This is a genomic window from Mesorhizobium sp. Arg314, assembly GCF_053714275.1.
On record NZ_JBSKBP010000044.1, the window covers coordinates 1 to 23,241 of the forward strand.

20 protein-coding genes and 1 pseudogene are annotated in these 23,241 nt (G+C 56.5%); 7 read left to right on the forward strand and 14 right to left on the reverse strand.

All coding sequences use genetic code 11. From position 1 onward, the window contains the following. The 4 genes from ACWGS9_RS28890 to ACWGS9_RS28905 all read right to left on the reverse strand — a co-directional run. Window positions 1–341: aquaporin (locus tag ACWGS9_RS28890; RefSeq protein WP_454508439.1), on the reverse strand; the 341-nt coding region annotated here is incomplete at its 3' end. 179 nt (window positions 342–520) lie between these two features. Then, entirely contained in the window at window positions 521–931 is a 411-nt protein-coding gene (locus tag ACWGS9_RS28895) for a hypothetical protein (RefSeq protein WP_454508440.1), read from the reverse strand. Next, entirely contained in the window at window positions 918–1,166 is a 249-nt protein-coding gene (locus ACWGS9_RS28900) for a hypothetical protein (protein ID WP_454508441.1), read from the reverse strand. The genes ACWGS9_RS28895 and ACWGS9_RS28900 overlap by 14 nt, the downstream gene beginning before the upstream one ends. A gap of 224 nt (window positions 1,167–1,390) precedes the next feature. Beyond that, complete coding sequence (locus tag ACWGS9_RS28905) at window positions 1,391–1,840, reverse strand: GNAT family N-acetyltransferase (protein WP_454508442.1); 450 nt, start codon at window positions 1,838–1,840, stop codon at window positions 1,391–1,393. A gap of 593 nt (window positions 1,841–2,433) precedes the next feature. On the opposite strand from ACWGS9_RS28905, the pseudogene ACWGS9_RS28910 reads away from it, so the two are divergent. The 6 genes and pseudogenes from ACWGS9_RS28910 to ACWGS9_RS28935 form a co-directional block, all read left to right on the forward strand. Then, a pseudogene (locus ACWGS9_RS28910) lies at window positions 2,434–3,585 on the forward strand (IS701 family transposase); the annotation flags it as partial. 724 nt (window positions 3,586–4,309) lie between these two features. Then, window positions 4,310–4,873 (forward strand): Ros/MucR family transcriptional regulator, encoded by a 564-nt coding sequence (locus ACWGS9_RS28915; protein ID WP_454508443.1) that lies wholly within the window; start codon window positions 4,310–4,312, stop codon window positions 4,871–4,873. Between the two features lie 722 nt (window positions 4,874–5,595). Beyond that, window positions 5,596–6,648, forward strand: coding sequence for an ABC transporter substrate-binding protein (locus tag ACWGS9_RS28920; protein WP_454508471.1), 1,053 nt, complete (start codon window positions 5,596–5,598; stop codon window positions 6,646–6,648). 30 nt (window positions 6,649–6,678) lie between these two features. Continuing rightward, window positions 6,679–7,560 carry an ABC transporter permease gene (locus tag ACWGS9_RS28925; protein ID WP_454508444.1) on the forward strand — a complete coding sequence of 294 codons (882 nt, stop codon included), beginning with the start codon at window positions 6,679–6,681 and terminating at the stop codon, window positions 7,558–7,560. Continuing rightward, window positions 7,536–8,282 carry an ABC transporter ATP-binding protein gene (locus tag ACWGS9_RS28930; protein WP_454508445.1) on the forward strand — a complete coding sequence of 249 codons (747 nt, stop codon included), beginning with the start codon at window positions 7,536–7,538 and terminating at the stop codon, window positions 8,280–8,282. The genes ACWGS9_RS28925 and ACWGS9_RS28930 overlap by 25 nt, the downstream gene beginning before the upstream one ends. A 48-nt stretch (window positions 8,283–8,330) precedes the next feature. Beyond that, window positions 8,331–9,677, forward strand: a complete 1,347-nt coding sequence (locus tag ACWGS9_RS28935) for an LLM class flavin-dependent oxidoreductase (protein ID WP_454508446.1) — start codon at window positions 8,331–8,333, stop codon at window positions 9,675–9,677. 763 nt (window positions 9,678–10,440) lie between these two features. Here ACWGS9_RS28935 and ACWGS9_RS28940 read toward each other — a convergent pair. From ACWGS9_RS28940 to ACWGS9_RS28980, 9 genes are all read right to left on the reverse strand, one after another. Then, window positions 10,441–11,244, reverse strand: a complete 804-nt coding sequence (locus ACWGS9_RS28940) for a DUF6236 family protein (RefSeq protein ID WP_454508447.1) — start codon at window positions 11,242–11,244, stop codon at window positions 10,441–10,443. Beyond that, a complete protein-coding gene (locus tag ACWGS9_RS28945) occupies window positions 11,171–11,389 on the reverse strand; it encodes a hypothetical protein (protein ID WP_454508473.1) in 219 nt (72 codons plus the stop codon). Before ACWGS9_RS28945 ends, ACWGS9_RS28940 begins: the two co-directional genes overlap by 74 nt. 401 nt (window positions 11,390–11,790) lie before the next feature. Beyond that, a complete protein-coding gene (locus ACWGS9_RS28950; RefSeq protein WP_454508448.1) occupies window positions 11,791–11,973 on the reverse strand; it encodes a hypothetical protein in 183 nt (60 codons plus the stop codon). A 299-nt stretch (window positions 11,974–12,272) separates the two neighbouring features. Then, window positions 12,273–13,586, reverse strand: a complete 1,314-nt coding sequence (locus tag ACWGS9_RS28955) for an O-antigen ligase family protein (protein WP_454508449.1) — start codon at window positions 13,584–13,586, stop codon at window positions 12,273–12,275. Then, a complete protein-coding gene (locus ACWGS9_RS28960) occupies window positions 13,583–14,842 on the reverse strand; it encodes a tetratricopeptide repeat protein (protein WP_454508450.1) in 1,260 nt (419 codons plus the stop codon). Before ACWGS9_RS28960 ends, ACWGS9_RS28955 begins: the two co-directional genes overlap by 4 nt. Continuing rightward, window positions 14,730–17,108, reverse strand: coding sequence for a GumC family protein (locus tag ACWGS9_RS28965; protein ID WP_454508451.1), 2,379 nt, complete (start codon window positions 17,106–17,108; stop codon window positions 14,730–14,732). The genes ACWGS9_RS28960 and ACWGS9_RS28965 overlap by 113 nt, the downstream gene beginning before the upstream one ends. A gap of 45 nt (window positions 17,109–17,153) precedes the next feature. Then, window positions 17,154–17,894: a polysaccharide biosynthesis/export family protein gene (locus ACWGS9_RS28970; RefSeq protein ID WP_454508452.1), complete on the reverse strand. Its 741-nt coding sequence runs from the start codon at window positions 17,892–17,894 to the stop codon at window positions 17,154–17,156. A 23-nt stretch (window positions 17,895–17,917) separates the two neighbouring features. Next, entirely contained in the window at window positions 17,918–18,727 is an 810-nt protein-coding gene (locus ACWGS9_RS28975) for a tyrosine-protein phosphatase (RefSeq protein WP_454508453.1), read from the reverse strand. 276 nt (window positions 18,728–19,003) lie between these two features. Further along, window positions 19,004–19,513, reverse strand: coding sequence for a hypothetical protein (locus ACWGS9_RS28980; protein ID WP_454508454.1), 510 nt, complete (start codon window positions 19,511–19,513; stop codon window positions 19,004–19,006). 497 nt (window positions 19,514–20,010) lie between these two features. Here ACWGS9_RS28980 and ACWGS9_RS28985 point away from each other — a divergent pair, with 497 nt between their 5' ends. Then, window positions 20,011–21,897, forward strand: a complete 1,887-nt coding sequence (locus ACWGS9_RS28985) for a hypothetical protein (RefSeq protein ID WP_454508455.1) — start codon at window positions 20,011–20,013, stop codon at window positions 21,895–21,897. Here ACWGS9_RS28985 and ACWGS9_RS28990 read toward each other — a convergent pair. Further along, window positions 21,878–23,200 carry a hypothetical protein gene (locus tag ACWGS9_RS28990; protein ID WP_454508456.1) on the reverse strand — a complete coding sequence of 441 codons (1,323 nt, stop codon included), beginning with the start codon at window positions 23,198–23,200 and terminating at the stop codon, window positions 21,878–21,880. The genes ACWGS9_RS28985 and ACWGS9_RS28990 overlap by 20 nt on opposite strands. Window positions 23,201–23,241 lie beyond the last annotated feature (41 nt).

Genomic DNA, 23,241 nt, shown 5'->3' on the forward strand with positions numbered 1-23,241 from the left:
AGAACCGGCAGGGCGAACATGAGATGCGCGGCGACCGTCCCGGCGATGCCGCCGACGACCTGCGCCACCAGATAGACGGGGAAATCCCGGACCTGCAGCCTCCGGTTCAAGCAGAACACCAGCGAGACGGCCGGATTGAAATGCGCGCCGGAGATCGGTCCGAGGATGGTGATCAACACCACCAGCATGGCGCCGGTCGCCAGCGTGTTGCCGAGCAGCGCCAGCCCCACATCATGCGTCAGCGTCTCGGCCATGATGCCGGAGCCGACGACCGTGGCGACCAGGAGGCCCGTGCCCAAGGCTTCGGCGGCAAACCGACGGTGAAGATCGAAGGTTGTCATTTCATGTTTCATGTTGCTGCCTGGATTGATTGCTGCGCGTTAGCGGCGGGAAGTACTGATCTTACTTGGCGAGCCAAGCCGTGACAGAGCGGGACCCCCGGGGATTCGCCTTTGATTAGACCGTCTCCGCGGCCAAAATGGCCCTGCTCCTGTTGGAACGGTCCCGTCTGGAGTAACACCTATAAAATCACGATGCCCAGGTAGATGAGGGTAGAGAGAGCAAAAGGCAGCCATTTGGAGCCAATATTTAGCCGCCTCCCTATGGCTTTATGCTGGTCGGCGGAAAGGCCGGCCAATTCCTGCAGATCGGCAAGCGTGTCAATCACTACGGCATCAATCTTCGACAACATGAAAAAATAGAGGCTCCAGCTGACAACGAAGGCGGCCGTAAGGCCGATAAGCACCAGGTAGTCAGGCCAAGTCCAACTGGACAGTTGCCAAAGCGGGCGCAGCATTTCACCCTTAGTCTGGTCTCGTTCGATCAACCAGGCTCCGAAACCAAGCACGGCACCGAGCGCCGCAAGGATGATCAGGCGTCTTGTATCCATGTTGCGCTTGAAAAGATCGAAATATATGTCAGCCGGATCCACCAAACTCACCTCCTTTGGATAGGCTGACGGCGAGAAGCCTGCCCACTGTGAAAAGCGCTCGTCTGAGCTGCATAGCTGGCTGAAGCACCGCGATGACATGTCCATAGCCCCGGATCAGGCTTTCCAGCAGCGCTTCCATCCTATGCTCGCGGCTTGGTGCGAACGTCATAATCTTGAGCGTTTTCAGCTGATTCATTGGCTCTGGCTGGTAAGAGCAGAGCAATGGAATTTTCATTCTGGTATCGGGAATGTGTGACAGGTCTATGAAACATGCAGAACGCAAAATAGCCCACTTGGGGGCGTTAGCGGCAGGTGTTGCCAGCATCTGCTATTGGTGACCGCCCCGCAAGCTTGAGCTTGGGAAAGGTTCTCTGTTGGGCTGACTAAACTTGCGCAAGCCGACCACTTTCCAAACCGTGATCATTTGATTTCCTTATTCGGATATACTTAGGGCCAAGGTTACTGCCCTCCTTCTCCGAGCGAGAAGCGATATACATTGCTGTCGCGTTTCTGAAATCCAAGCCTTCGGTAAAGTCGGTTTGCAGCCTCTCTGGATGGGCGGGAAGTCAGATCGACGGTCCTCGCTCCCGCGGCTCCTGACCGAGCGAGCGCCTCGCGAGTGAGGGCTTCGGCAATTCCTTGTCCGCGATAAGCCTCATCAACGACTACGTCCTCGATAATTCCGCGCACCCCTGTTGGAATGCGGAAGACTACAAGAGTAAGCATACCGACAATCTTCTCGGAGGCGCGTGCGGCCAAGACGACGGTGGCCGGAGAACCCACAATCTCTTCAAGTTCACTCTTGCTAGGCATCCTGGCTGATGATGACAGCTGCCTCACCAGTTCTGCGACCGCCTCAGTGACCGCTGGCGTGATCGCAATTACTTCTTCTATCTCAATCTGAAACAATGAGAACCCGCTCCCCATCGCAACGCGAAATTAGCCACCGTGCGGAGTGACCGCAACGGGTTCCGCGCCGGGTACCAAGCGTAAGGTTTGACCACTTGTGTCCAACAAATATAGCGTTAGGCCTAACGCGCCAGAGAAACCCTCTTACGCGTTAGGCGCTATTCGCAGCTATACATGCTACTTCTGAATCTCAGAAGGAAATTCAAGGCCATTGATGCGCGTTAGTGCAAAATTTCAGGTTGCCACCTTTTGTATGTCGTATCCGTCACATATAGCCGACTACATGATCAAAGTTATCCAACGATTATTACTTACTTAGAATATTTTTGCGTGAACTCAGCCGCCATTATCATATCCATCCTTCGTGGCGATGCTTGAGCCTTGGGTTGCAGCGCCCTTATCGCAATCACGATTTGCTGAGTCAAGCTTGTTCTGAACAAGATAATGTGAGAATTGTCTTTCGCCAAAATCGTCGCTATGGCGTCACTGTTATCGGTAAAAAACAATGGAGAAACAGAACAGTATTACAATTGCGTTTCATAGGTGAATTACTCATTTTTTCGGTTCCGTGCTGGGCGGCAAAGGCGGGGTTATTGGTAGTGGTTGAATCGATTGAAACGACATTAGGGATATTGGACGCGTCACTTCGCGAAGTGAAGTCGCGCATCAGGGGGCTTTTCCCTCAGGAACGAGTGGCGACTTCGGCCGGTCTGTTCCTTGAAGGCCTGCTCCGGGACGAGCACCGCAAGACCGGCTGGATGAGAGCTAAGGCTGCGGGCGACCCCGGACCCTGGCGCCAACAGGCCATTCTCGGAAGGGTCAAATGGGACGCAGACGCTTTGCGGGACATCGTGCGTAAATATGCGCTCGAAACACTGGCCGACAGCGACGCAGTCCTCGTTATAGACGAGACGGGCTTCATCAAGCAGGGCAAGACGTCCTGTGGGGTAGCGCGGCAGATCAACGGCTCGACGGGCAAGATGGCAAATTGCCAGATCGGCCTGTTTGCGGCTTATGTGTCCAGGCACGGGCATGCATTCATTGACCGCGCCCTGTATCTTCCGAGGGCCTGGACGGAAGACTCCGCCCGCTTGGCGCGGGCCCACGTGCCTACGGGCGCGACTTTCACAACAAAGTCCCGCATGGCGCTGGACGTGATCGCACGCACCGTCGCTGCCGACATACCTTTAAGCTGGATAGCGGTTGATCACGTCTGGGGTGTCGACATTGAGATGGCTCTGCGGCGCTGGTGCAAGGGCTACGTGGTTGGCGTTAGCGCGAGCCACAATTTCTTCCTCACCCGCCCCGCTTTTTCCCAGCAGGTCGGGACGGCCGACGACATCGCACGATCCGTCCATCCCTCTCAGTGGCGGAGCCTACCTCTAGAAGAGGGTCCGCAAGGTTCTGAAACTTGGGCTTACTGCCCCTTCGCTGACCTGGATGTCGCGGAATACGACAACGCACGTTCTGGGCTCTGGACTGCAGGGCTCTTGATCCGGCGCGATGCGAACCACGCTTTCCGGTACTATTCAACATGGTCTCCAGCAGGAACCGAAATCGAAACACTCTTTGCAGTCCAGCAATGTTGCAAGATCGCCGAGGAAGGCCTCGGCACGGCGAAGAGCGAACTGGGTCTCGAACATAACGAAACCCGTTCTTGGCACGGGTGGCATCGCCACGTCTCGCTGGTCATGCTGGCTTACGCGATGGTGCAGACCGTCCGTCACAAGACGGGCCACTGCCCCTCCGGACCGGTCGGACGATTCATGGTGGCCAGCCGCCGGTTCGACCGCTTGCCAAGGATTCCCAAGAGACCCAAACCGGTATCGCTCGGCGCCGCGTCAATCACCCGATGGAACGATCAATCTGGCGAATGTCGCCGTAAGCCATTCCTCATCAAAATGCCGGTCAAACAGTAGAAACCGATAGTTCTACCATGAGATCACCCCTCAAGAGAGCTCCCAGCCGTATGCCCGTCGCGTTCCGCCCGGTCGGCAAAGATGAAGACTCGGATATGCAGCAAAAGCCCTAATCGCTGTCAGGTCGATAGATCGAGATTTCAGTGGTCTTGCAGGAGCAACTGGTTTGGAAGCGGGAATGCCAGTGAAACAGTCCAAAAAATTGCAGAACTTGCACTATGCCCAGGCAATGTTGAGGCAAATTCGTCAAACAGCGCAGGCAGACGGAGAGAGCCTCCTGACCTATTTGGTCGAGATGGCTTACCTGGAAGTCAGTGATCGGATTAGGGCAACGTGGGCTTCGAAAGGCAGCAATCACAGTCCCGACCCCTAGATCCCTCGGTCGAGCGATTTTCCCGGCCGCGCGGATTGCGACAGCGACCCTGCTGGCCAAGGGAATGGTCCCCAGTTTGGGACCTGCTCGTACAGCGTGTTGTCCCCATGCACCACGCGTATTGGACCATCGAACGTTTGAATCGTTACGCAGAACAAAAAAGCAAGGAGAATATTTGTGATTAAGAGCAATACAGAACTGACGACGGTGGACGGGGATAATACTGAACAGTCACCAGTCGAGCAGCAGGACGCCGAACGGACAGCCGCTGAAGAGAATAATGTCGGGCCGCCGACCGTCGATGACGAGAAAACTGAACTGTCAACTGTGGATTTGTCGGCTCTTACGGCGGATATCGTGTCGGCCTATGTCGGAGCCAACGCGATGCCTGTTGACGCTCTTCCGGACTTGATCGCCAGCGTGAATTCTGCGTTGAGGGGGATTGTACAGCCGTTTGCTCCCGAACAGCCTGACCTCGTTCCGGCGGTCAACCGCAGGCGGTCCGTGTTCCCCGACTATATCGTCTGCTTAGAGGACGGAAGGAAGCTCAAGTCGCTAAAACGGCATCTCAGAACGCATTTCGCTCTGACACCCGGCGAATATAGAGCAAAGTGGGGACTTTCCGCTGACTATCCGATGGTGGCGCCCAATTATGCCGCTCATCGGTCCGACATTGCAAAGTCCGCTGGTCTTGGCCGCAACACCGCTGGTCGTAAGTCATCTGCAAAAAAGCAAGGTTAAAATCTGGCCTCCTCCCTGCCGCTCGCGACCTCTGAACTTTTTGCCGCGGCAACGCATCCTCCCCTACGGAGTGATGGTGATGGGAATGCGATTCAGCCATGGCGTAAAGGGCGAACAGCACGGTGGCGCACGCTTCTCAAAGCCCGTTTTGCAATCGTTCTAGCGCTGATTGGGATCTCGTCTGCCGCCTTATGTCGCGGCCGACGACCGACCGCGGCTGCCGCTCAAACTCCTGTGGACGTCATGGAGCGAGCCCCACAGGGCGCAAGGCAGGTTATGACACAATGGAAACGTCAACGACCGGGGCGAGCATATTTGTCGCGTGCCGGTCAAGGAATATTACGTGGCCTATGCGTACAAAAACCCTGGGCTTCTGCTCCGAATGGGAAGCATGTGGGCCGGTTGGCGAACGGCCAAAGTATGAAGAAGCCTAGAACGTCCCTTCACGGATGTAGCCGCGAAATCATGCTGTTGCAGCGATGGGCAGCCTCGCCCCTCGTTCCCCGGCGGCCAGGCGGAACCCCCTTTCTCCTATCTTCGCTATAACAGCGGCGGTCTTGCGGCGGACCCTCCGCCTTTTTGAGGGACGCGTGCCCCAAATGAGCATTGGAGACGAACAGCGTTTCTCTCTGGCAGCTAAGAACAGCATCCGATACTTTATCGTCTACATAATTGATAGACATACTGGACCTCGTGAGCCATTTCCAAGGAGCAAGACGAGGATGTTAGCTGTGGAGAGATTTTCGAGAAGGAAATTTGGCGCCCTCGTGGCGGCTTTTGCGGTGACCTTGGTTGCTTCTTCCGCCCCTTTCGGTGCCAAGGCGGGCAGTCCGGGCGCGGGTAAGCTGCCGTCCAAAATTCCGGAAGGCGCTGTCCTTCGGATCGGCGATCCCGAGACGCAGAGGGCGCTGGAGCTTTCCGGACTGATCAATCAACTACCGTTTAAGGTCGAATGGGCCAATATCAGCGGCGGCCCACAGACAATCGAAGCTTTTCGCGCCAACGCGCTGGACGTCGGATCCGTCGCCGACATCCCGCCTATCCACGCGACCTGGACGGGCCTCAAGGTCAAGATCATTGCCGCGAAGTTCCGCAAAGAACCGGTTGCGCACCCGATTTATCAACTCGGCATTGCGCCCGGCGTCAAGGTCAAGACGCTCGCGGATTTGCGCGGCAAACGGATCGCCTTCAGCCCTGGTCAGGCACAAGGCGCGCTGGTGCTGAGGGTGCTGCAGGCTGCAGGCCTTAAAAAAGAGGATGTCACTCTCATCGAATTGCCCAGCAAGGGTGATGCCTATCCGGTGGCACTTGCCAGCAAGCAAGTCGACGTCGCACCGATCTGGGGTGTCCTCGTCAAGCACTATCTCCACCAGTATGGCGCCGACGGCGCCACCACCATCCCACACGGCCTGCGCGACGATCCAGCCCATCTCTATGCTCCACAGGCCGTGCTTGACGACCCGGCCAAAGCTGCCGCTCTCGGCGAATATGTGCGCTACTGGGCTCTTGCGACCCGATGGGTGCAGGAACATCCCAAGGAGTGGATCGCGGGCTACTACGTCGCCACCCAAGGTCTCAACGCAGAAGATGGCCAGTATCTCGTCGACGCCGACGGTCAGTTCGACATTCCCTCGGACTGGAACGATGTGATCGCGCGCCAGCAGGCGACGATCGATCTCCTGGCCAGGGAACTGGACAGGCCTAGGATCAAGGCCGAGGACCTTTTCGACAGGCGCTTCGAGACGATCGCCGCAAATGCGTTGAACGCGTCCTGACGCCCGCTTCCCGGACTGGAGACGACCCAGATGAACGCAATCTCAAATACCGCCGCGGTTGCACTTCCCATTCCCTACGCATCGGATGAAAGGGGGGTGATTACGCCCGCTGTACAGGCCCGCAAGACCGCGACGAGGCGTCGTCTTGCGCTTGGGCGAGCGATCCCGTTCGGCGCGCTGATCGGGCCCGCACTTCTTCTCATGATCTGGTCCATCGGCAGTTTCGCCGGCCTGATCGACCCAAGAACGCTGCCGACGCCCTGGTCGGTTGTTGGCACGGCCATCGATCTCATCGCCGAAGGGAAGCTTCAGGTTCATTTGATGACATCTGCCTGGCGGGCGGCACAGGGGCTGGTGTTCGGCGTCCTGATCGGGACCACCCTCGCCCTCATTTCAGGTTTGTCGCGGCTTGGCGAGGCCATCATCGACGGCCCCGTTCAGATCAAGCGGGCGATACCGACCCTCGCGCTGATCCCGCTGCTGATGCTGTGGTTCGGCATCGGCGAAGGCATGAAAGTAACGACCATCGCGCTGGCTGTCCTGATCCCGATCTATATCCAGACCCACAGCAGCTTGCGCAGCATCGACCGCCGTTATGTCGAACTGGCCCAGACCTTACGAATGGGCTACGGCGAATTCATCCGTGAGGTCATCCTGCCGGGCGCCCTTCCTGGCTTCTTCCTCGGCCTGCGTTTGGCGGTGACCTATGCCTGGCTATCTCTGGTGGTGGTCGAGCAGGTCAATGCCACCAGCGGCATCGGCTATATGATCGATCTGGCGCGCAACTACGGCCAGACCGACATCGTCATCGTCGGCCTCGTCGTCTACGCGTTGCTCGGTCTCGGCTGCGACGGCATCGTCCGGCTCTTCCAAGAAAGGTCGCTGTCATGGCATCGCACCTTGGCGGATTGAGCGGCGCGCCGCTGGTGCGGGTCGAGAGCCTCGTGAGGAGTTTCGGGCCGCGGACCATTCTGGACGGCCTCAGCCTCGACATCGAAAAGGGAGAGTTCGTTGCCCTTCTCGGCCGTAGCGGGTCAGGCAAGAGTACATTGTTGCGCGCGCTCGCCGACCTCGATGACAACGTCTCCGGGTCCGGCCGGCTCGATACACCCGATAAGAAATCGGTGGTGTTTCAGGATGCCCGACTGTTGCCGTGGAAACGCGTGCTGGAGAACGTGGTTCTTGGCCTGGACCTGCCGGATGCCGCCGAACGCGGACGGATAGCTCTAGAAGAGGTTGGCCTGAGCGGCCGCGAGACCGCATGGCCGATTGAACTGTCTGGTGGCGAGCAGCAGCGCGTGGCCTTGGCGCGCTCGCTGGTTCGTGATCCTGAACTGCTGCTTGCGGACGAGCCGTTCGGCGCACTCGACGCGCTGACCCGCCTGCGCATGCACGATCTGCTGCGCCAGCTCTGCGCCCGTCACCAGCCGGCCGTGCTGCTGGTCACTCATGACGTGGACGAAGCTGTGACGCTGGCGGACCGAGTCTTGGTGCTCGACAAGGGCGGCATCGCTGCCGACATCGTCATCGATATCCCCAGGCCACGCGATCATGGCTACCGCCGGTTCGGCGAGATCCGCTCCGAACTTCTGCGTCATCTCGGCGTCGAGACAAGGCCTGTGCTGCCGGTCTGAGGGCCCCAAGACTTCTCGCTCAGCCTCACCACCCAGGAGGACCAACATATGCCCGCCAAATCACGACAGTTGAATCTCAACCTTTTCATCTATCCTGGCGGCCATCATGAGGCCGGTTGGCGCTACAAGGATTCCGCCCCAGATAGAGTGCTGGACATCGCCTATTATCAGGAACTGGCGAAGAAGGCCGAGGCGAGCAAGTTCGACGCGCTGTCCTTTTCCGACGGGCCCGCGCTCGCCGACAACATCCGCTACGCGAGCCGCTTCAGGCTGGAGCCGCTGACCTGGATTTCGGCGCTCGCCGCCGTAACGGAAAGAATAGGGTTCATCGCGACCGCCTCGACCACCTACAACGAACCCTACAACCTGGCCAGGCTGTTTGCTTCCGTTGATCATCTGAGCGGTGGGCGCGCCGGTTGGAACATCGTCACGACGGGTGACGAGTCCGCAGCGTTGAATTTCGGCTTTGACCGACATCCAACCCACGCCGACCGTTATGAGCGCGCCGGCGAGTTCGTTGATGTGGTAACCAAGCTCTGGGACAGTTGGGAGGACGACGCGCTCGTCTCGGACCGCGAGTCCGGCATCTTTGCCGACACCGACAAGATCCACCCGGTCAACCACATCGGCAAATATCATCGGGTGAAGGGTCCGCTCACGCTTCCGCGCCCTCCGCAGGGGCGTCCGGTCTACGTCCAGGCGGGTTCATCGGAAGACGGACGGTCGTTCGCAAGCCGCTATGCCGAGGCGATATTCACAGCCCATCAGACTCTCGGCAACGCGCAGGAATTTTATGCCGACATCAAGGCGCGGGTGAAGTCGGTTGGCCGCAACCCTGACCACGTCAAGGTCTTGCCCGGCATCAGCCCGTTCATCGGTTCGACCGAGGCGGTAGCCCGGGCACTGCATGACGAGTTCAATGAGCTGACGCAGCCCGAATATTCCCTTCACCAGCTACGCCGCATCGTAGACGCCGACCTTTCCGGCTACAATCTGGACGGCCCATTTCCGCGCGAGCTCATCAGTGTCGAGGGCGAGCGCGGTGCGAGCAGCCGCTTCCATGTCGTGCTTGACATCATCGAGCGCGAAAATCCAACCATCCGCCAGTTGCTGCACCGCCTCGCCGGCGCGCGCGGGCATTGGGTGCAGGCCGGGACGCCCGAACAAATCGCCGACAACATCCAGGAATGGTTCGACAATGGTGCGGCGGACGGCTTCAATGTCATGCCGCCCTATCTGCAGGGCGGGTTCGACGTGTTCGCCGAGGAGGTGGTGCCGATCTTGCGCCGGCGCGGACTTTTCCGGCACGACTATGAGGGGGCGACGCTGAGGGACCATTTCGGTCTGCCGCGCCCTGACAATACCTTCAGCCAACCGCAAAAGGCGAGCGCCTGATGTGGTAAGACGGCGCAGACCCGGGTTCTCGGAGGTGGCTCGAGGTCGAGACGTTTTGACCACGGCGAACATCATCATCGTCTACGCGCTAACTGGGGCGGCAGCCGACGCGGACACGACCGCTGTTGCGGCGGGAGCCGTGACCGGTCTCAACCTCCTCTATTCGTAAGGATTCCCCGCAATGGCGCTTTGGATGAGCGATAAGACCGGAGAGCAGTGGGACGACGGCGAGAAAGTGAAGCCGAGCGACGAGGGCTTCAGCCGCGATTTGGCTGCCGCGCATTTCAATGGTGATGCCTTCAGGCACGCCGAATTGGGAAGCTCCCGCTATAGCCGATGTAGTTACGGCAGACGGGGTTGGGGTAAGGGTAGTCTGATGGCTGGGCCATCAACCCCTAGGACCAAGACGCCACATTGCTGCAGTTGTGGGCGGACTATCGCGACGAACTCGAGGCGGAACGGAGAGACCCTCGGTCGCCATTTTATGATAATAATCTAGAACAGCATGAGCCGTGCATCGCCGCAGTCCTGCGGCGATACGGTGATAAGAGGGGATTGAGCAAATGAGACCACGCAATGCGGTCGTACCCACAATTCACAGGACAGCAATATGACCAACCAAGCAGCCGCGGCCGACCGCCGCCCCGCCGAGGCCGCCATGCGAATTGCCGCATGAGGAGCTCACAATGACAGTCAAGCTTGCGGTGGCTTTTCTGGCCGCCTACGGAGCAGCATGCCTATTCCGCGACCTCGGCTAAAAAATCTATTTGTGGTACGACGAGACGTACTTGAACGGCGTAGAAACGGCCTCCCGCCCCTTGAGCGCCCCGCCGACTTCCAAAGATAGCCCGGCGGCAGCACCAGCTATCATACCAGGAATGAGCGGGAGGCCCATCCAATACGCAGAGAGAGCGCCAGCCCCAATCGAGATGAGGTTAAGGCTGGCGCTTATGTCGGCCAGCCGTAGCTTAAAGGGCGCTTCGCGCCCGGCCTTGAGATGATCAGCGACAGCCTTCTGCAGTTGCTCCACCTCGGTATTCCAGGCCAATGGACCATCCCCTGCGGCAATAACTCGCTGATAGACACTCTCAAGGTGGTGGCGAAGGGCAAGCAATTCCGACCGGCGCTTCTCGCGAAACTCAAGAATGTCGACAAGGGAAGCGTCTTTGTTTGGAACGGGTATCGCGTTGTACAACTTTACGAGTACACCTCGGCCCTCATCGATATCGTTCGATGCAAACGAAAGGGATCGTTCGCCAGTGGCAATGCTCCATTGGCCGGGCTCGTTTTTGTCTAGAAGACGAAACGCCCCTACATGGGCCGCGCGGAGGACATCGCCCATCGAACCTCCGGAGATGCCGACCACGGTGCGCTGTAGGACGCCTGCCGATTTTAAGAATTGTGCGTCTGCATCTAGTCCAAAGGCAATCATGTTTTGAGCTGGGAAATCTAACCTGTCCCAGAAAAGTAGGTTAGATCTCATCTCTTGCGGGTCAAGGCCTGAAGATGCCAAATACACGCTTCCGCCATCTACGCGAATTGGTGGAGATACGACCAATCCACGCATCAAGACTGCTCTTTTTTCTGGCCATTTGACCGCAATGCCGTTCCTTTTCTATGGTGACAGGATGTTTTCTGCGTATTTTTCTAACAAACTGACCGTCTTTTGAATTGCGAAACACTGTTTTCTTTGCCGGTGGCTTCTTGACCATTTGGAGGTGCTCCTGCCACATCAATATTGATGAATGGCTAGAATATCGCCGAAAGACTAGTCCGCCAGCACCCCTCTCTGCCCTCCACAGGAAACATTATGGCCAACAACAACCAACCAGCCGCGGCCGGCGTCTTTGGTTCCTGACGACCGCCAATATCTATCCCGACTATGAGCCGTTGACGCTGTATGATGTTGGCCCGGAGTTCGGCGGTGGCAACCAGCAACACCAGATGAAGCGGCCAGCCTTCCTGGCGCCAAAGATGGCCTCGCAGAGCTTGCCGTGCCGCTGTTTTCGGCGATGATCGCAAGCCGGGCCTAAACCCACGATACGCGAACGCCAACATCTCGCCAGTCGAGGCATTGGGCCATCAGCCGCAGTATCGCAGGTGATGTTCCCTTCTACGAGTCCCGGCCCGTTGTGATGTCCCCTGCAGCGGCCCTCTGTTCGCGCACATCTCGTTGCGCTGCAAGATCCTGCCGCAGCGTCAAATCCAACTTCCCCCAGAGCGATGTCTTCTGGTCGGTCTTGAACTTTCGGGACGTCTTCTTCTCGACGACGAACGGCTTTGTCTGCTGACGCATAGATCCTCCAGGCGACGAATCGCAAAATGAACGATATCGCCAGCGACGCTGAGTGCAACTGGGGTCGAACGACGAGCTGGTGCACTCGCTGCACATTCGAGCGGACAGCGTTGTCCTTTGCTGCCCGACTGCGTCGGCTTGACACCATAGCCCTCGGCCGAGACCCGAGACCTCAGCGTCAGTGCTTTGTAAGCACCGATCGCGTTCTTTGGGCGCGGGTGCGGCGGTCAAGGCATCACTGAAAGGAAGCGCCGGCAGCTTCGATCATCGACCCGCAATTTCGGCCGCAGGCTCAGGCCCTATGGAGACGAACCAACTGGAACAAACAGCTTGTCTCCATTGTGGTCGACTTCTAAAAGCTCCGGCTTTTGCCTCATGCGCTCCACATTCCCGCGATGAAAAACGATCGCGTTCATATAGGCAAAGGTGATTGCGAGGGCGGCGGTACGCAACGGGTAGTCGACCAGGGAATGCACAAGCAAGAACGCTGTAGAAAGGAACGCTGCCTTCTGAAAAGAGTCCCGGCGAATTCCGGCAAACGCAAAGAGAAGGAGGAATAGGTACAAAGCCATCAGAACGGCAGCGATTACGCCGCCTTCGAAAGCAATTTCGAAATACTCGTTATGGGCATGGTTCACATACGCGCTGAATATCATCCCTTCTTTTTCATACATCTGGTAGGCCTTTTGAAAGTTCCCAAATCCGACGCCGGTAACCCAATTCTCCTTTATTCCATCGATGGTCGTTCGGGCAAACTCCGCGCGTCCGAAGGCAGGATCAATTTGTTTTGCGTCGATCGTCGTCCACGCTCCGATCGTGTAGACGGAAAGCCCAACGAAAAGGGCAAATACGCCAAAACCACTTATTCGCGAGCGGGCTGAGAGAAAGCAGATGGATACTACGGTGATGGCCAGCCCGATTAGCACGCCGGCGCGAGACCCTGCCGCCAAAAGGAGCAGCAGAAGCGCGACCAGACCGATCGCCGAGGACAACAGGTGCCCACGGAACAGGCCGTAATAGATAACGAAGGGAATGGAGACGAAAAGCAAAGCCGCAAAATGGTTCCGATTGGCGAAGAGGCCTGCATTGATCGTGAACGGCAGCAATCCCTCGATCGCTATGTTATCTGATAACGAGTATTGAATCGCTCCAGCCAATCCGTTGCACATTAATCCCATGAAAAAGAAAGGAAGCAGGCCATAAACCTCCTCTGCGCGCAAACGCATCACAGCCAGGAAAAAAGCAGCTGACGCGGCGACATACAGCAAACACTCGATTGTTCGCCCTACCCCGAGGCTGATGAACCGCGTTTCATCAATCAGCCAGGGACGGCCGAGGAGCACTTCCGGCCGCAGACCGGCAAAAATGCTTGTGGGCAGCGGGACGATTTGAAGCACAAACAACGCCACAACCAGGAAAAGCAGCCAGAGAACCGATCCGGGGATTGCTTGATTCGTGGTTCGGGAAAAGGCGAGAGCAACCGAGATAAATGCCGAGATCTCGATCAGTGTGTCCGTATAGAGTCCGGACGCCGTGCCCCCGCCTATGAGCAAGGCGGTGAACAAAACCGATCCGAGGAGATATTTTTCCCAGTCTGACCGCCGCGCGTTCAATATGAAAGTCTCTCTATGCTGAGTTTGTGCATGACCAGTGTGCCGATATAGCGAGACCGCCAACTCTCTGCGATCGCAGCGGTTTCCAAACGCAACATATGCATCGGGCATCCGGCCGGCCCAACCGAAAATTCTTGGCTCAGACTCTGGCGGTTGAAGGTGCCCTCCGGGACGTTAAACCGCGCTATTTCGCTCACCGGATCCACACATCTGATAGCCCAGAACAGTTCTTTGGGGAGCTTCAGGTTTCGCCCCGATGCGACCAACGAAATCCGGTAGGAACCGGGCGGCAGTTCGATATATTGTTGGAGAGCAGTGTTCTTAATCGGCGTATCTAAAAACCGAAGCGTGGCCCCGCCGTCGCCTTCCACTGCGTCCTGGGATGTCGCAAACGTAACTTCGACACCCGGCTGATCGCGAACCTGCCAATCGAAGGGCTTCCCATCATAGCCCGGTTCGAAGGTGCTATTGAAAACATAGCCACCCAGCTTTCGCTCCTCATCGGACAGAGTGAAAAGAAACAGCCGATAAGCCTGTTCATATTCCTTCTGAACGATATACCCTGTGATTACGGAGGACAGTTCCCCGGATTTCGGTGGGGCATCGGACCGGACCAGGTCAAGGAGCAATTGATTTGCAAAATCGAGCCCTTGGCGCGTTTTTCCCAGGACCGAGAACAAGTTCGCCCGCCACGGCGCTTGCGCCGCAATTGCTGCCAGCATGGCGTGGTATCCGTCCGGGTTCGAAAGGATTGCCGGAAGGCCCTCCGCGACGGCCGGAAACTGATCCGGCCAGCGCCGCAGTAATGTATCAATCTCGCTCACAGCCTTGGAAAGATCGCCGATCTCGACTGAATGGCCAATCGATCTCTTGAGCGCGTGGATTTCCGTTTTCGACAGCTTTCGTGCCTGATCGAAAAGCGCGTAGGCGTCATCCTGCTTGCCTTGGCGGTATTCGATCTCCCCCATTAGACTATAGAGGCGTGCATCACCGACGTTATCGCGAAGTGCTCCGCTCGCCCTGGAATACAGCGCGTAAAGATCAGGGGGGTTAGCCGTATCATTCAGGTCGCCTGCAACGTCGTCTATCAGCGCATCGACATTCAATGGATCGAGCGCCATTGAAATGGCTGGCATGTCCGTCTCAAGCAGTCGACTTAGTTCGGTCGACGAAGCCGCTAACACCAGAACGAATGCGACGAACCAAACGCCTGAACGTCCAAGATTTCGCGCGAGCGGGCTGGTCTGCGCCGTCATCTACTTTACCCTCGATTTTCTGGGTAGCGGTGCCATAGTTATAATATTGGTAGTTCATATACTTGTACGCGTAGTTGTAATCGAACTTATTTACCGCGAACTTTGTCATGGCGGCCCCGACCACGTTCGCGCCAGCTGCACGGAGGCGCTTCAATGCAGTCTTTGCCGACTTGCGAGTCACCTGGTTGGTGGAAACAACCATCAATGTGCCCTCGGCCAAACGGCTGAGGATCGGTGCATCTGAAAGGCCTACGATCGGAGGAGCGTCGATGATCACCACGTCGTGTCGCTTGCCCAGGCTGGTCACGATCAAGGCCATCTTAGGTGAAGACAGAAGATCGGCGGGGTTGGGGGGGATCGTCCCTGAGGTCAGAACCGTCACATTAGGGTATTTCGTCGGCCTAAAGATGGTCGCAAGGTCTTCTCTGCGAACGGTGTTTGTCAGGAGGTTGCTCAATCCGATCGTGTTATCGAGACCGAACAGTCGGTGAAGGTTGGGCTTTCGAAGATCCGCATCGACAAGCAGCACTCTTGCCCCGAGTGCAGCGAAATCTTGGCCAAGTTTGAAGGCGGTGGTGGACTTGCCCTCCGCCGGCTCAGAACTCGTGACCAACAGCGACCGCGGAGCCCCTTCCGCGCCGGAAAACTGCAAGGATGTTCGGAGCGACCGATAGGCTTCGGACAAACCTGATTTCTGGTCTGCAATGCTGGCAATGAGCTCGCGATCGTCGACATGGGGTAAGATGCCGAGCATAGCGAGTCCAAGTTCCTTTTCGACCTGCTCGGGATTGGTAAAGGTATTGTTCACCAACTCGATAACATAAATAATCGAGCCGCTGATGGCCATGAAAAGTGCGAGTGCAATTGCGAGATTGATGCTCAGGCGTGGCGAATAAGGCGCCGTCGGCTGCGTCGCGAAATCCACGATTGCGGCATTCTGCGTCTTGAGTTCTGAACTAACTCCGACTTCGTTTAATTTGGCAATAAGACTGTCATACTGAGACCGATTTGAGTCGACTTCACGCTTTAAGATTGTGTATTTAATATTCTTGTCGTTGAAGACAACCTGCTGCTTTTCCATGTCAGCAAGCTTGTCTTTGAGATCGGCCTCCTTTTTCAGAGCCTGCTCGTATTTCAGCCGCAGCGAATCAGTGATCGCGAGCACGCCGTTATTGTAAACGCGCTGCAGCTCCTTGATCTGGGACTGCAATTGCTGCATTTCCGGAAAGCCCGGCTTCAGTATGCCGAGCTTCTGTTGATACTGGCTATTTAGATCCGCCAGTTTATCGCTGAGTACCTGTAGCCCCTTACTTTCCAGCACTGGGCCGAGGCTAACACCACGTCCCTTGTCAATCTGATCCACTACCGATCCGGCGTCTGACCGCTCCTGGGCCGCTGTCTGGAGCGCTGCATTCAGGACAACGATGTTCGACCCGATAAGCGACTTGTCGTCACCGGTAATTGTAATGCCAGCATCCCTTGCGTACGCGACGAGCTCTTCCTCGGATTTCTGGAGCTTCTGCTTGACCTGCAAAACCTGCTCCTGGATGAATTGCCGCGCCAGGTCCGACGTTTCGCTGGTCTGATCCAACCGCTGATCGATATAGCTCTGGGCAACTTGGTTGGCCACATCGCTTGCGTATTTTGGCTTCTGGTCCAAAAAGGTGATCGACAATAGACTTGTGTTGGTCACCAAACTAACCGTCAGATCGTCCAAAACGCGCTTGATCGCAATGGCTTCACGTTGCTCGGGCGTTTTCTCTTCGATTGCGGGAGCTTTAGAGATCCCGAACGCCCGGTAGAAAATGTTGCTGATCGAAAAGCCCGGTTTCGGAAACAGGAAGTCCGGCTTCTCGCTAAGCCCCAGTTGGAAGACAACGCGTTGCGCCAATGCCCGGCTCTTCAATTTTTCCCGGGCGGTCTGAAAGGCTCGGATATCGCTGTTTTCGGAGACCACCTCGATGTCCTGGAAGACCTTCGCCGAAGGGACCAAGACCTCCAGCTGGGCGGTTGCCTGATATTTCGGCGTCTGCATCATGGTCACGACGACGCCGGCTACAAGCCCTGCGGCCATCATCATGGCGATCAGCCATCGATACCGGACAACGTAGAAAAGCAACTGGAGCGGATTAAACTTCTGATCCTGTTCAGCAAAATCGCGTCCGTATTGGCTGTGATTTTGGTTGCCGTCATAGTAGAGATCCGAAGACAAGGCTTGGCCGTGTCTAGGAGCTGGTATTTGGTGCTGCCTGCTACGATCAAGCATAGTGCGGGCGATCCTGATCCATACGGAGTTGGTTTGCCAGCCTGACTACGGCGCGAGTACGCCAATTCTGACTGCAGTTGACGCAACGCCGAGAGCGTCCTTGAGGTTGTTCAAGGCGATTTTCGATTTCGAAGGGAAGATGATCACCTTATCGCCACCGTAGATGCGCGGATTGCGGCTCTTGCCGGAGCGAATATTCTCGACATTATAGTTGGAGACCAATGTGTTTTGACCAATGCTTCGATAAACAAAGACCTTTCCCGCATCGCCGATGTTATTAAATCCTCCGGCAAGCGCGATGGCATCAATCAATGAAGCGTTGCTCGCTACGGGATAGATTCCGGCCTTGTTGACCTCGCCATCAACGGTGATGCGTTGTCCGGCGGAATCCTTGACGAAAATTGTAACGTCGGGTGACTGAAGGTACCGCTTGCCGTACCCGGTCTCGATTTCCTTCTCCAACTGACGGACGGTTTTCCCTGCTGCAGGCACGGCTCCGATCAGCGGGAGCGAAATTTGCCCGCTGGCGTCGACCTGAACCGTCCTGTGCAGATTGTCGACTTGGAAGACATCGACCTCGAGCACGTCATTCGGCGACAACGGCTGTTCACTGCCGTTCTGAGTATTTTGTGGAGCAGGAAGATCCTTAACAACCTGTAGAGCGCCACCGCCGGAAAGGGCGACCGACGATGATGATGTGAGTTGCAGCGCATCGACCGAAGGCGCAGTTGTGCTGGTGCAAGCCGACATCGCAAGGGAACCGAGCACCAGCACCGCGGTGGTCATGGCGCACTTCTCAAAATCACGCATTAGGAGGACACGCCCTTTAGCAGACGACCAAGCCTCCCGAAGTGGCCGACGTTGTCGGGAGGTGATTTGTTTGCAAATGTTTTTCCAACTGGCTCAAGTGGTCGGTCCGCCAATATGTCGGTCGGGCGCGTCACCACCATATTGTAAGCCTCGTCTTCCCCGCACCGTTTTGCGGCGGCCTCAACCGCCCGCGAAAGGCCAGGTCGACGGCGATCGGCGCTATGAGTATCGGACGCGATAATATCCACCCTGCCTTCGTCTATCAGCTTTTCCGAGTAGTAGAGAGCCGTACGCCCGAAGGCGCCAATAATCGAATCCGCAGTAATCTGCATAAGGCACCCGAGCCTATTCAATCTTTCGATCACGTCATAATTCGCCTTGATCCAAGTTAGACGCTCCGGATGTGTGAGAATGGGAACGAATCCAGCCTCTATGAGGCGCAAAGCGAGCTCTTCTAACCGCGGCGGCAACACATGGTGGGGCGGCTCGAACAGAAAATAGCGCGACCGGTTCAAAGTCGGGATCCTACCGTTCGTCAGCTGACTAGGAAGGTCGGGGGCTATATGGACGTCGGCGCCAACATAGAGGGCAAGCGGTATCGCAGCGCGCAACAACGCTTGCTCCAACGAATGGATCGCTGCAGCGATATTTTCTGTCCGGTTTTCATACATGCCAGGCACCACATGGGGAGTGCACGCCATGTGGGTTATTCCGTCGGCTACCGCCAGCCTCGCCATTTCCAGCGAAGTAACAAGGTTGGGCGAGCCGTCGTCGAGACCAGGCAAGATATGAGAATGCAGGTCAATCATAAGCTTTCTTGGTCACGTGACAGCAACACAGCGATTTCGCCGCAAAAAACACAAACTTGCCACGCGCTTCATAGCGGCTGATGGACTTGACAACCGCAGAGCGCCGACCGTTCAGATCCAGCTACCTGCAGAAAGAACTATTATCTTCCTGAAGTGATTGAGGGATGACGATGAGCGCTGCCGACGACGCGAAAGCCGAGACGGTACCGTACCAATAGCGAACGCTCATCTACCCCCCTTTGATCCCCTACCCGCCTGAAGCCCGGACAAACAAGGCTAGCGGCTCACGCCATTATCATCGTTCTGCGTTGCAGTAAGCACACCGGCAGTGATGAGCGCGCCTGCAAAAAATGTTTCAGGCAGGCCAAATGCAAACTTGCCGGACGGGCCAATGGCTCCCGTGCGCTCCGGGCTTATGGCGGCCGCGGTGTGTTCGGGTTTCACGATCCTGAGACAGATATTGTTCTCTACACGTGAAATGTCGAGACTTGAGTTCGCTGGCACGCTTAGCTTGCAACCACCGACCCGAACGGACGCCAAGCCGTTGGGGCCGACCTGCAAACGGCTGCCGAAATCCAAGGCGCCCCCCTCTTTGGCGGGCCCATAACCGGCCGTCTGCGAAACCAACACATTGCCACTTACACTTTGAATCGATCCGATTGGATTTGCCGGCCCCTGATATACCGTTGCACAAGTGCACGATGCATCTTGAGCGAAAGCCGAAACTAAGCCAAATCCCAATGAAGCGGCCATCCCGGCCAGCGCTGCTTTCAAAACAATGTTCATGTGCCTCGATCCTTTGTTTGCGCCTTGCAGACGCGCCCAAGTCATTATCCGCACCTAGCGCCTAACAGCTTTTCGCTCGGATTCCAAGCTATTTCGCATGTGCGAGATGAACCTATGATGTACGGCGTTACTATTATACCACAATATATTAGCGCTTAAGAATATTTCCATTATAGGCAAACTCCAAGATTTACCTCGCGCTGTTTACGCCATGTGAGGCTATTGATCTATTGTTGCTTCGTTCACTTATAAGTTACCGTGAAGCGGAACTATCTTGTCACACCAACACATAATTGCCAGAAAGGATTATATCTTCATGCGAAGTTACGTGCCAGGATGAGCAAGTTGTTTCCTGCTTCGAAATGTCGCTTCCACCGAAGCGATGGCTCTACCTCGATACCCATGGAAGTATCGAGCCGTCACGCGGCACTTTAGAGGTCAAGATCAACTCGATGAGCACGCTCAAGTGACACCACGCTGCGACAAGGGAGCGAAGTATGGACCGCCGTCAATTTCTCAGCGCAACGCCAAGCCTTGGTCTCATCCCGGCGATTCGAGCCGGCCAACCCGTTGTTGGACCAAGCAATCCAAACGCAAGGGCTGCAATCTCACACAGCTTCGCGACCGTCGCAGCCTGTTTGGCCGATACCATGCTTTGCTATTCAGAAGGCATTGGCAGGGTGCAGATTCGCGCTGGTGAAATCGCCGAGGCTCAAGGCTTCCGCTACCAGGTAGCAGCGTCTGCTGCCAGCGACCAGCACATCACAACCGCGGGCGGAGTGAAGCTATACGTTGTTCCAGGAGATGCAGGGTTCAATGTCTTAGCCTTCGGGGCCGCAGGCGACTACAGCAACCTCACGGGGGTCGGCACGGACGACACGGGCCCAATACGGGCAGCCTTCAAAGCCGCCATGACCGTCGGACTGCCCGTTCATCTCCCAGGTCGCCAATACCGGATTACGGACACCCTATGCATGCCGAATGCTGACTACAAGTTCTCGTTCAAGGTGATCGGCGACAGCGGCAACTCGACCCGCATCTGGTTTGATAACGCGGTGCCCAAAAAGAATATGTTCTACAGTGACCTCAACATCAGCTACCTCAATTTCGAGGACATTGAGCTCCTCGACAGGACCCCGGGCACATCAAGGGCGATCCAATTTGTTGGTACTTTGTCAGGTGGGCCGGCGTGGAAGCACCTGTTCAAAGGCGTTCGGATCGTCGGTTTCCAGGAGGGGGCGCGCTTTGACGGCGGGGCCACTATCTTTACAGACGCCTATCAGTCAGAGGTGATGTTCCTGCACAGCAAGTTCAAGAATTGTAGAAAGAGCCTCATCTACAACAACATCCAGGCGGTCAATCACCAGCTGATTGGCCTCGACATTGAGAACGACGACGTGGCCGACGCGAGCGAGAAATGGCCAATGATCGTTTTCGAGCGCGGTAGCTTCATCAACCATCTGGGCGGCTCGGTCATCGGGTACGGCCCCTATGTGTCCTTTACTTACCCCCGCGTCGGTGGCGCGTTTCAGGTAACCGCACAGTTTGCAAGTCGGGGTGTTCGTATGGAGGCCCGTGGGGATGGCCCCTTTATCGACCATCACACGGCAAGTGATATCTCGGTAAGCAACGCCTTCCGGCTGCGTTTCGAAGACATGGCCGTCAGAGCAAGCAGGTCCGCGAGCCCTATCCTGGCTAGGTTTGGGGGCCGCGTGTACGCTCGGTTTGACAATGTGCACTCCAATGTTCCCATGGACGTGCAAGCCTACATGACCGCTGACCTCGGAAGGCACTCTGAAAATGGAAAGATTGACCTTAACGGTTGCCGACGCCTGAACTACAAGCGCGTGTCGGACCATGCGGCCTATGGCAGCGCCGCTGTGCGCGCATCCGATCGACGAGCTATTCCGGCAGAGATCAGCATGGAGGAGGAGGGCCCTGCAGGGACCGTGGTGGATGGCTACTACCAGCTCACTGCCGACCGGAAGACAATCTACTCCGGCAACTGGCAAGTCGCCGAGTTGAAGACCTTAACGTGGGCGCCGAGCGACGTGAGTGGATTTGGTGGCGGAAGCAATCCCGCCACCATGCAGGTCTTCCTCCCGCAGTACGCCAGGCCCTGTAAGTTCCGGCTGCTCTGCGATGACATCAACGCCGCGGCGGCCATTGTGTTGGATCTCTATTTTGTGGTGGCCGGCAAAGAAGTCTTAGTGGCCACGCTTGCGCCACGAGATGGGGGACACTTCGAAGCGAACATCAGAGGCCCCTCAAAAACCCTGGTGATCTGGATCGCCGACGGCCTCGACTGGGACGGCAAAATGAAGGTCGTAAAATCCGGATCGAGCGACAGCTTTGTCGGCCTGATCATGATCGACTATATGTAATTTCCGTAACGGAGGGACGGCCGCGGCTGCCATTTGTCCAAATTTTTCCTAGCCCTGAAAGGGCCAGGATTGGAAGAATTACGAACCATGCGCGGGCCCCAAACGCGGCCATCCCGCCCCAGAAATAGGTGAGAAGGGTTGCGTCAAATGCGATCAGAGCCGCTATGCTGTCTTTTCCTGAGAGCCAAACGAGTGCTCTCCTTGTCAGGATCACTGATGCAAGTACGATCATCAACCCAATCGGGTATGCCTTCCCTAAAGTGAACAGCTGATCACCAACAAAACCCAACGAGACATTGTAGTCGTCGCCAACACCGACGCGCCCCCAAAGGTAGTCGACGGAATAATACCCAGCCCCCACTGGTTTTCCAACCCACTGGTCCCTCGGGAACCAATTGAGGTAGAACAACTCCAATTGCTTCAGGTATGGACCCAACCCGACATCACCATAGCCCAGGCCGGATCGAAGGTACTCTGTGAACCGCATATGGTCGGTGACGCCGACAGCAGCGGAGCTGGTTATGCTGTTGGCGTCTTCACCTCTCACGAGCATTGCCCATATCAGCAGAGCAGGCATGGCCAACACGAGATAGGAAAACCTGATACCGATCCGATGGTACGAGCACAGCATCGCAAACGGCATAATGAGGTACGCGGCCACAGCGAGTCTGCCGTATCCTCCCCAATAGAGGAAAAGATTTCCGCCGATGGCGGCCTCAAACAGTAGAAATACGATTACTGACCCACGTCTTTGCTGGCCGCTCTTGATCAAACACTCCTGAAAATGGAGTGCAATGCCAATGGGTATCATCAAGCTCATTTCAGGCCGCGGTGCTGCAATTCCGATAAATACGATCGACGATAGGCCAACAGCGAGCCCGCACCACTGAAGCCACTTTCCCGAGTGTATAACCGGAATGAAATCCGGGGTGTTGTCAAACACCCTGAGGATGTCCGAGAAGATGATAAAGATTGAGATGATCACGGACGCGTCCACGCCGTCAAAAATAAGTAAGTTCGGAGCGAAAGGCACATAGAGCAGTAGGAAGGCGATTCCGATCACCATATCGAGCGGAGAGCGAAATTTAATCAGGCACAATTTTGCTGTATGGCAGGCGATTAATACGAACAAGTAGCTAGATGTATAAAGTTCGGTGATCGACTGTCCTATGATGCAGAGCGCAATGGTGAGATACGTGACGATAACTAAGGCAGAGCTCAAAATGGCCCCGCCCTTTTTTTCACTAATACCAGCAAGGTTATGCAATGCTGATGACCCCCCGCTCCTGGTCGGTAACCACATCGACCCTCTTTACCGCGCGCCGGCACACAATGCCGCCCGAG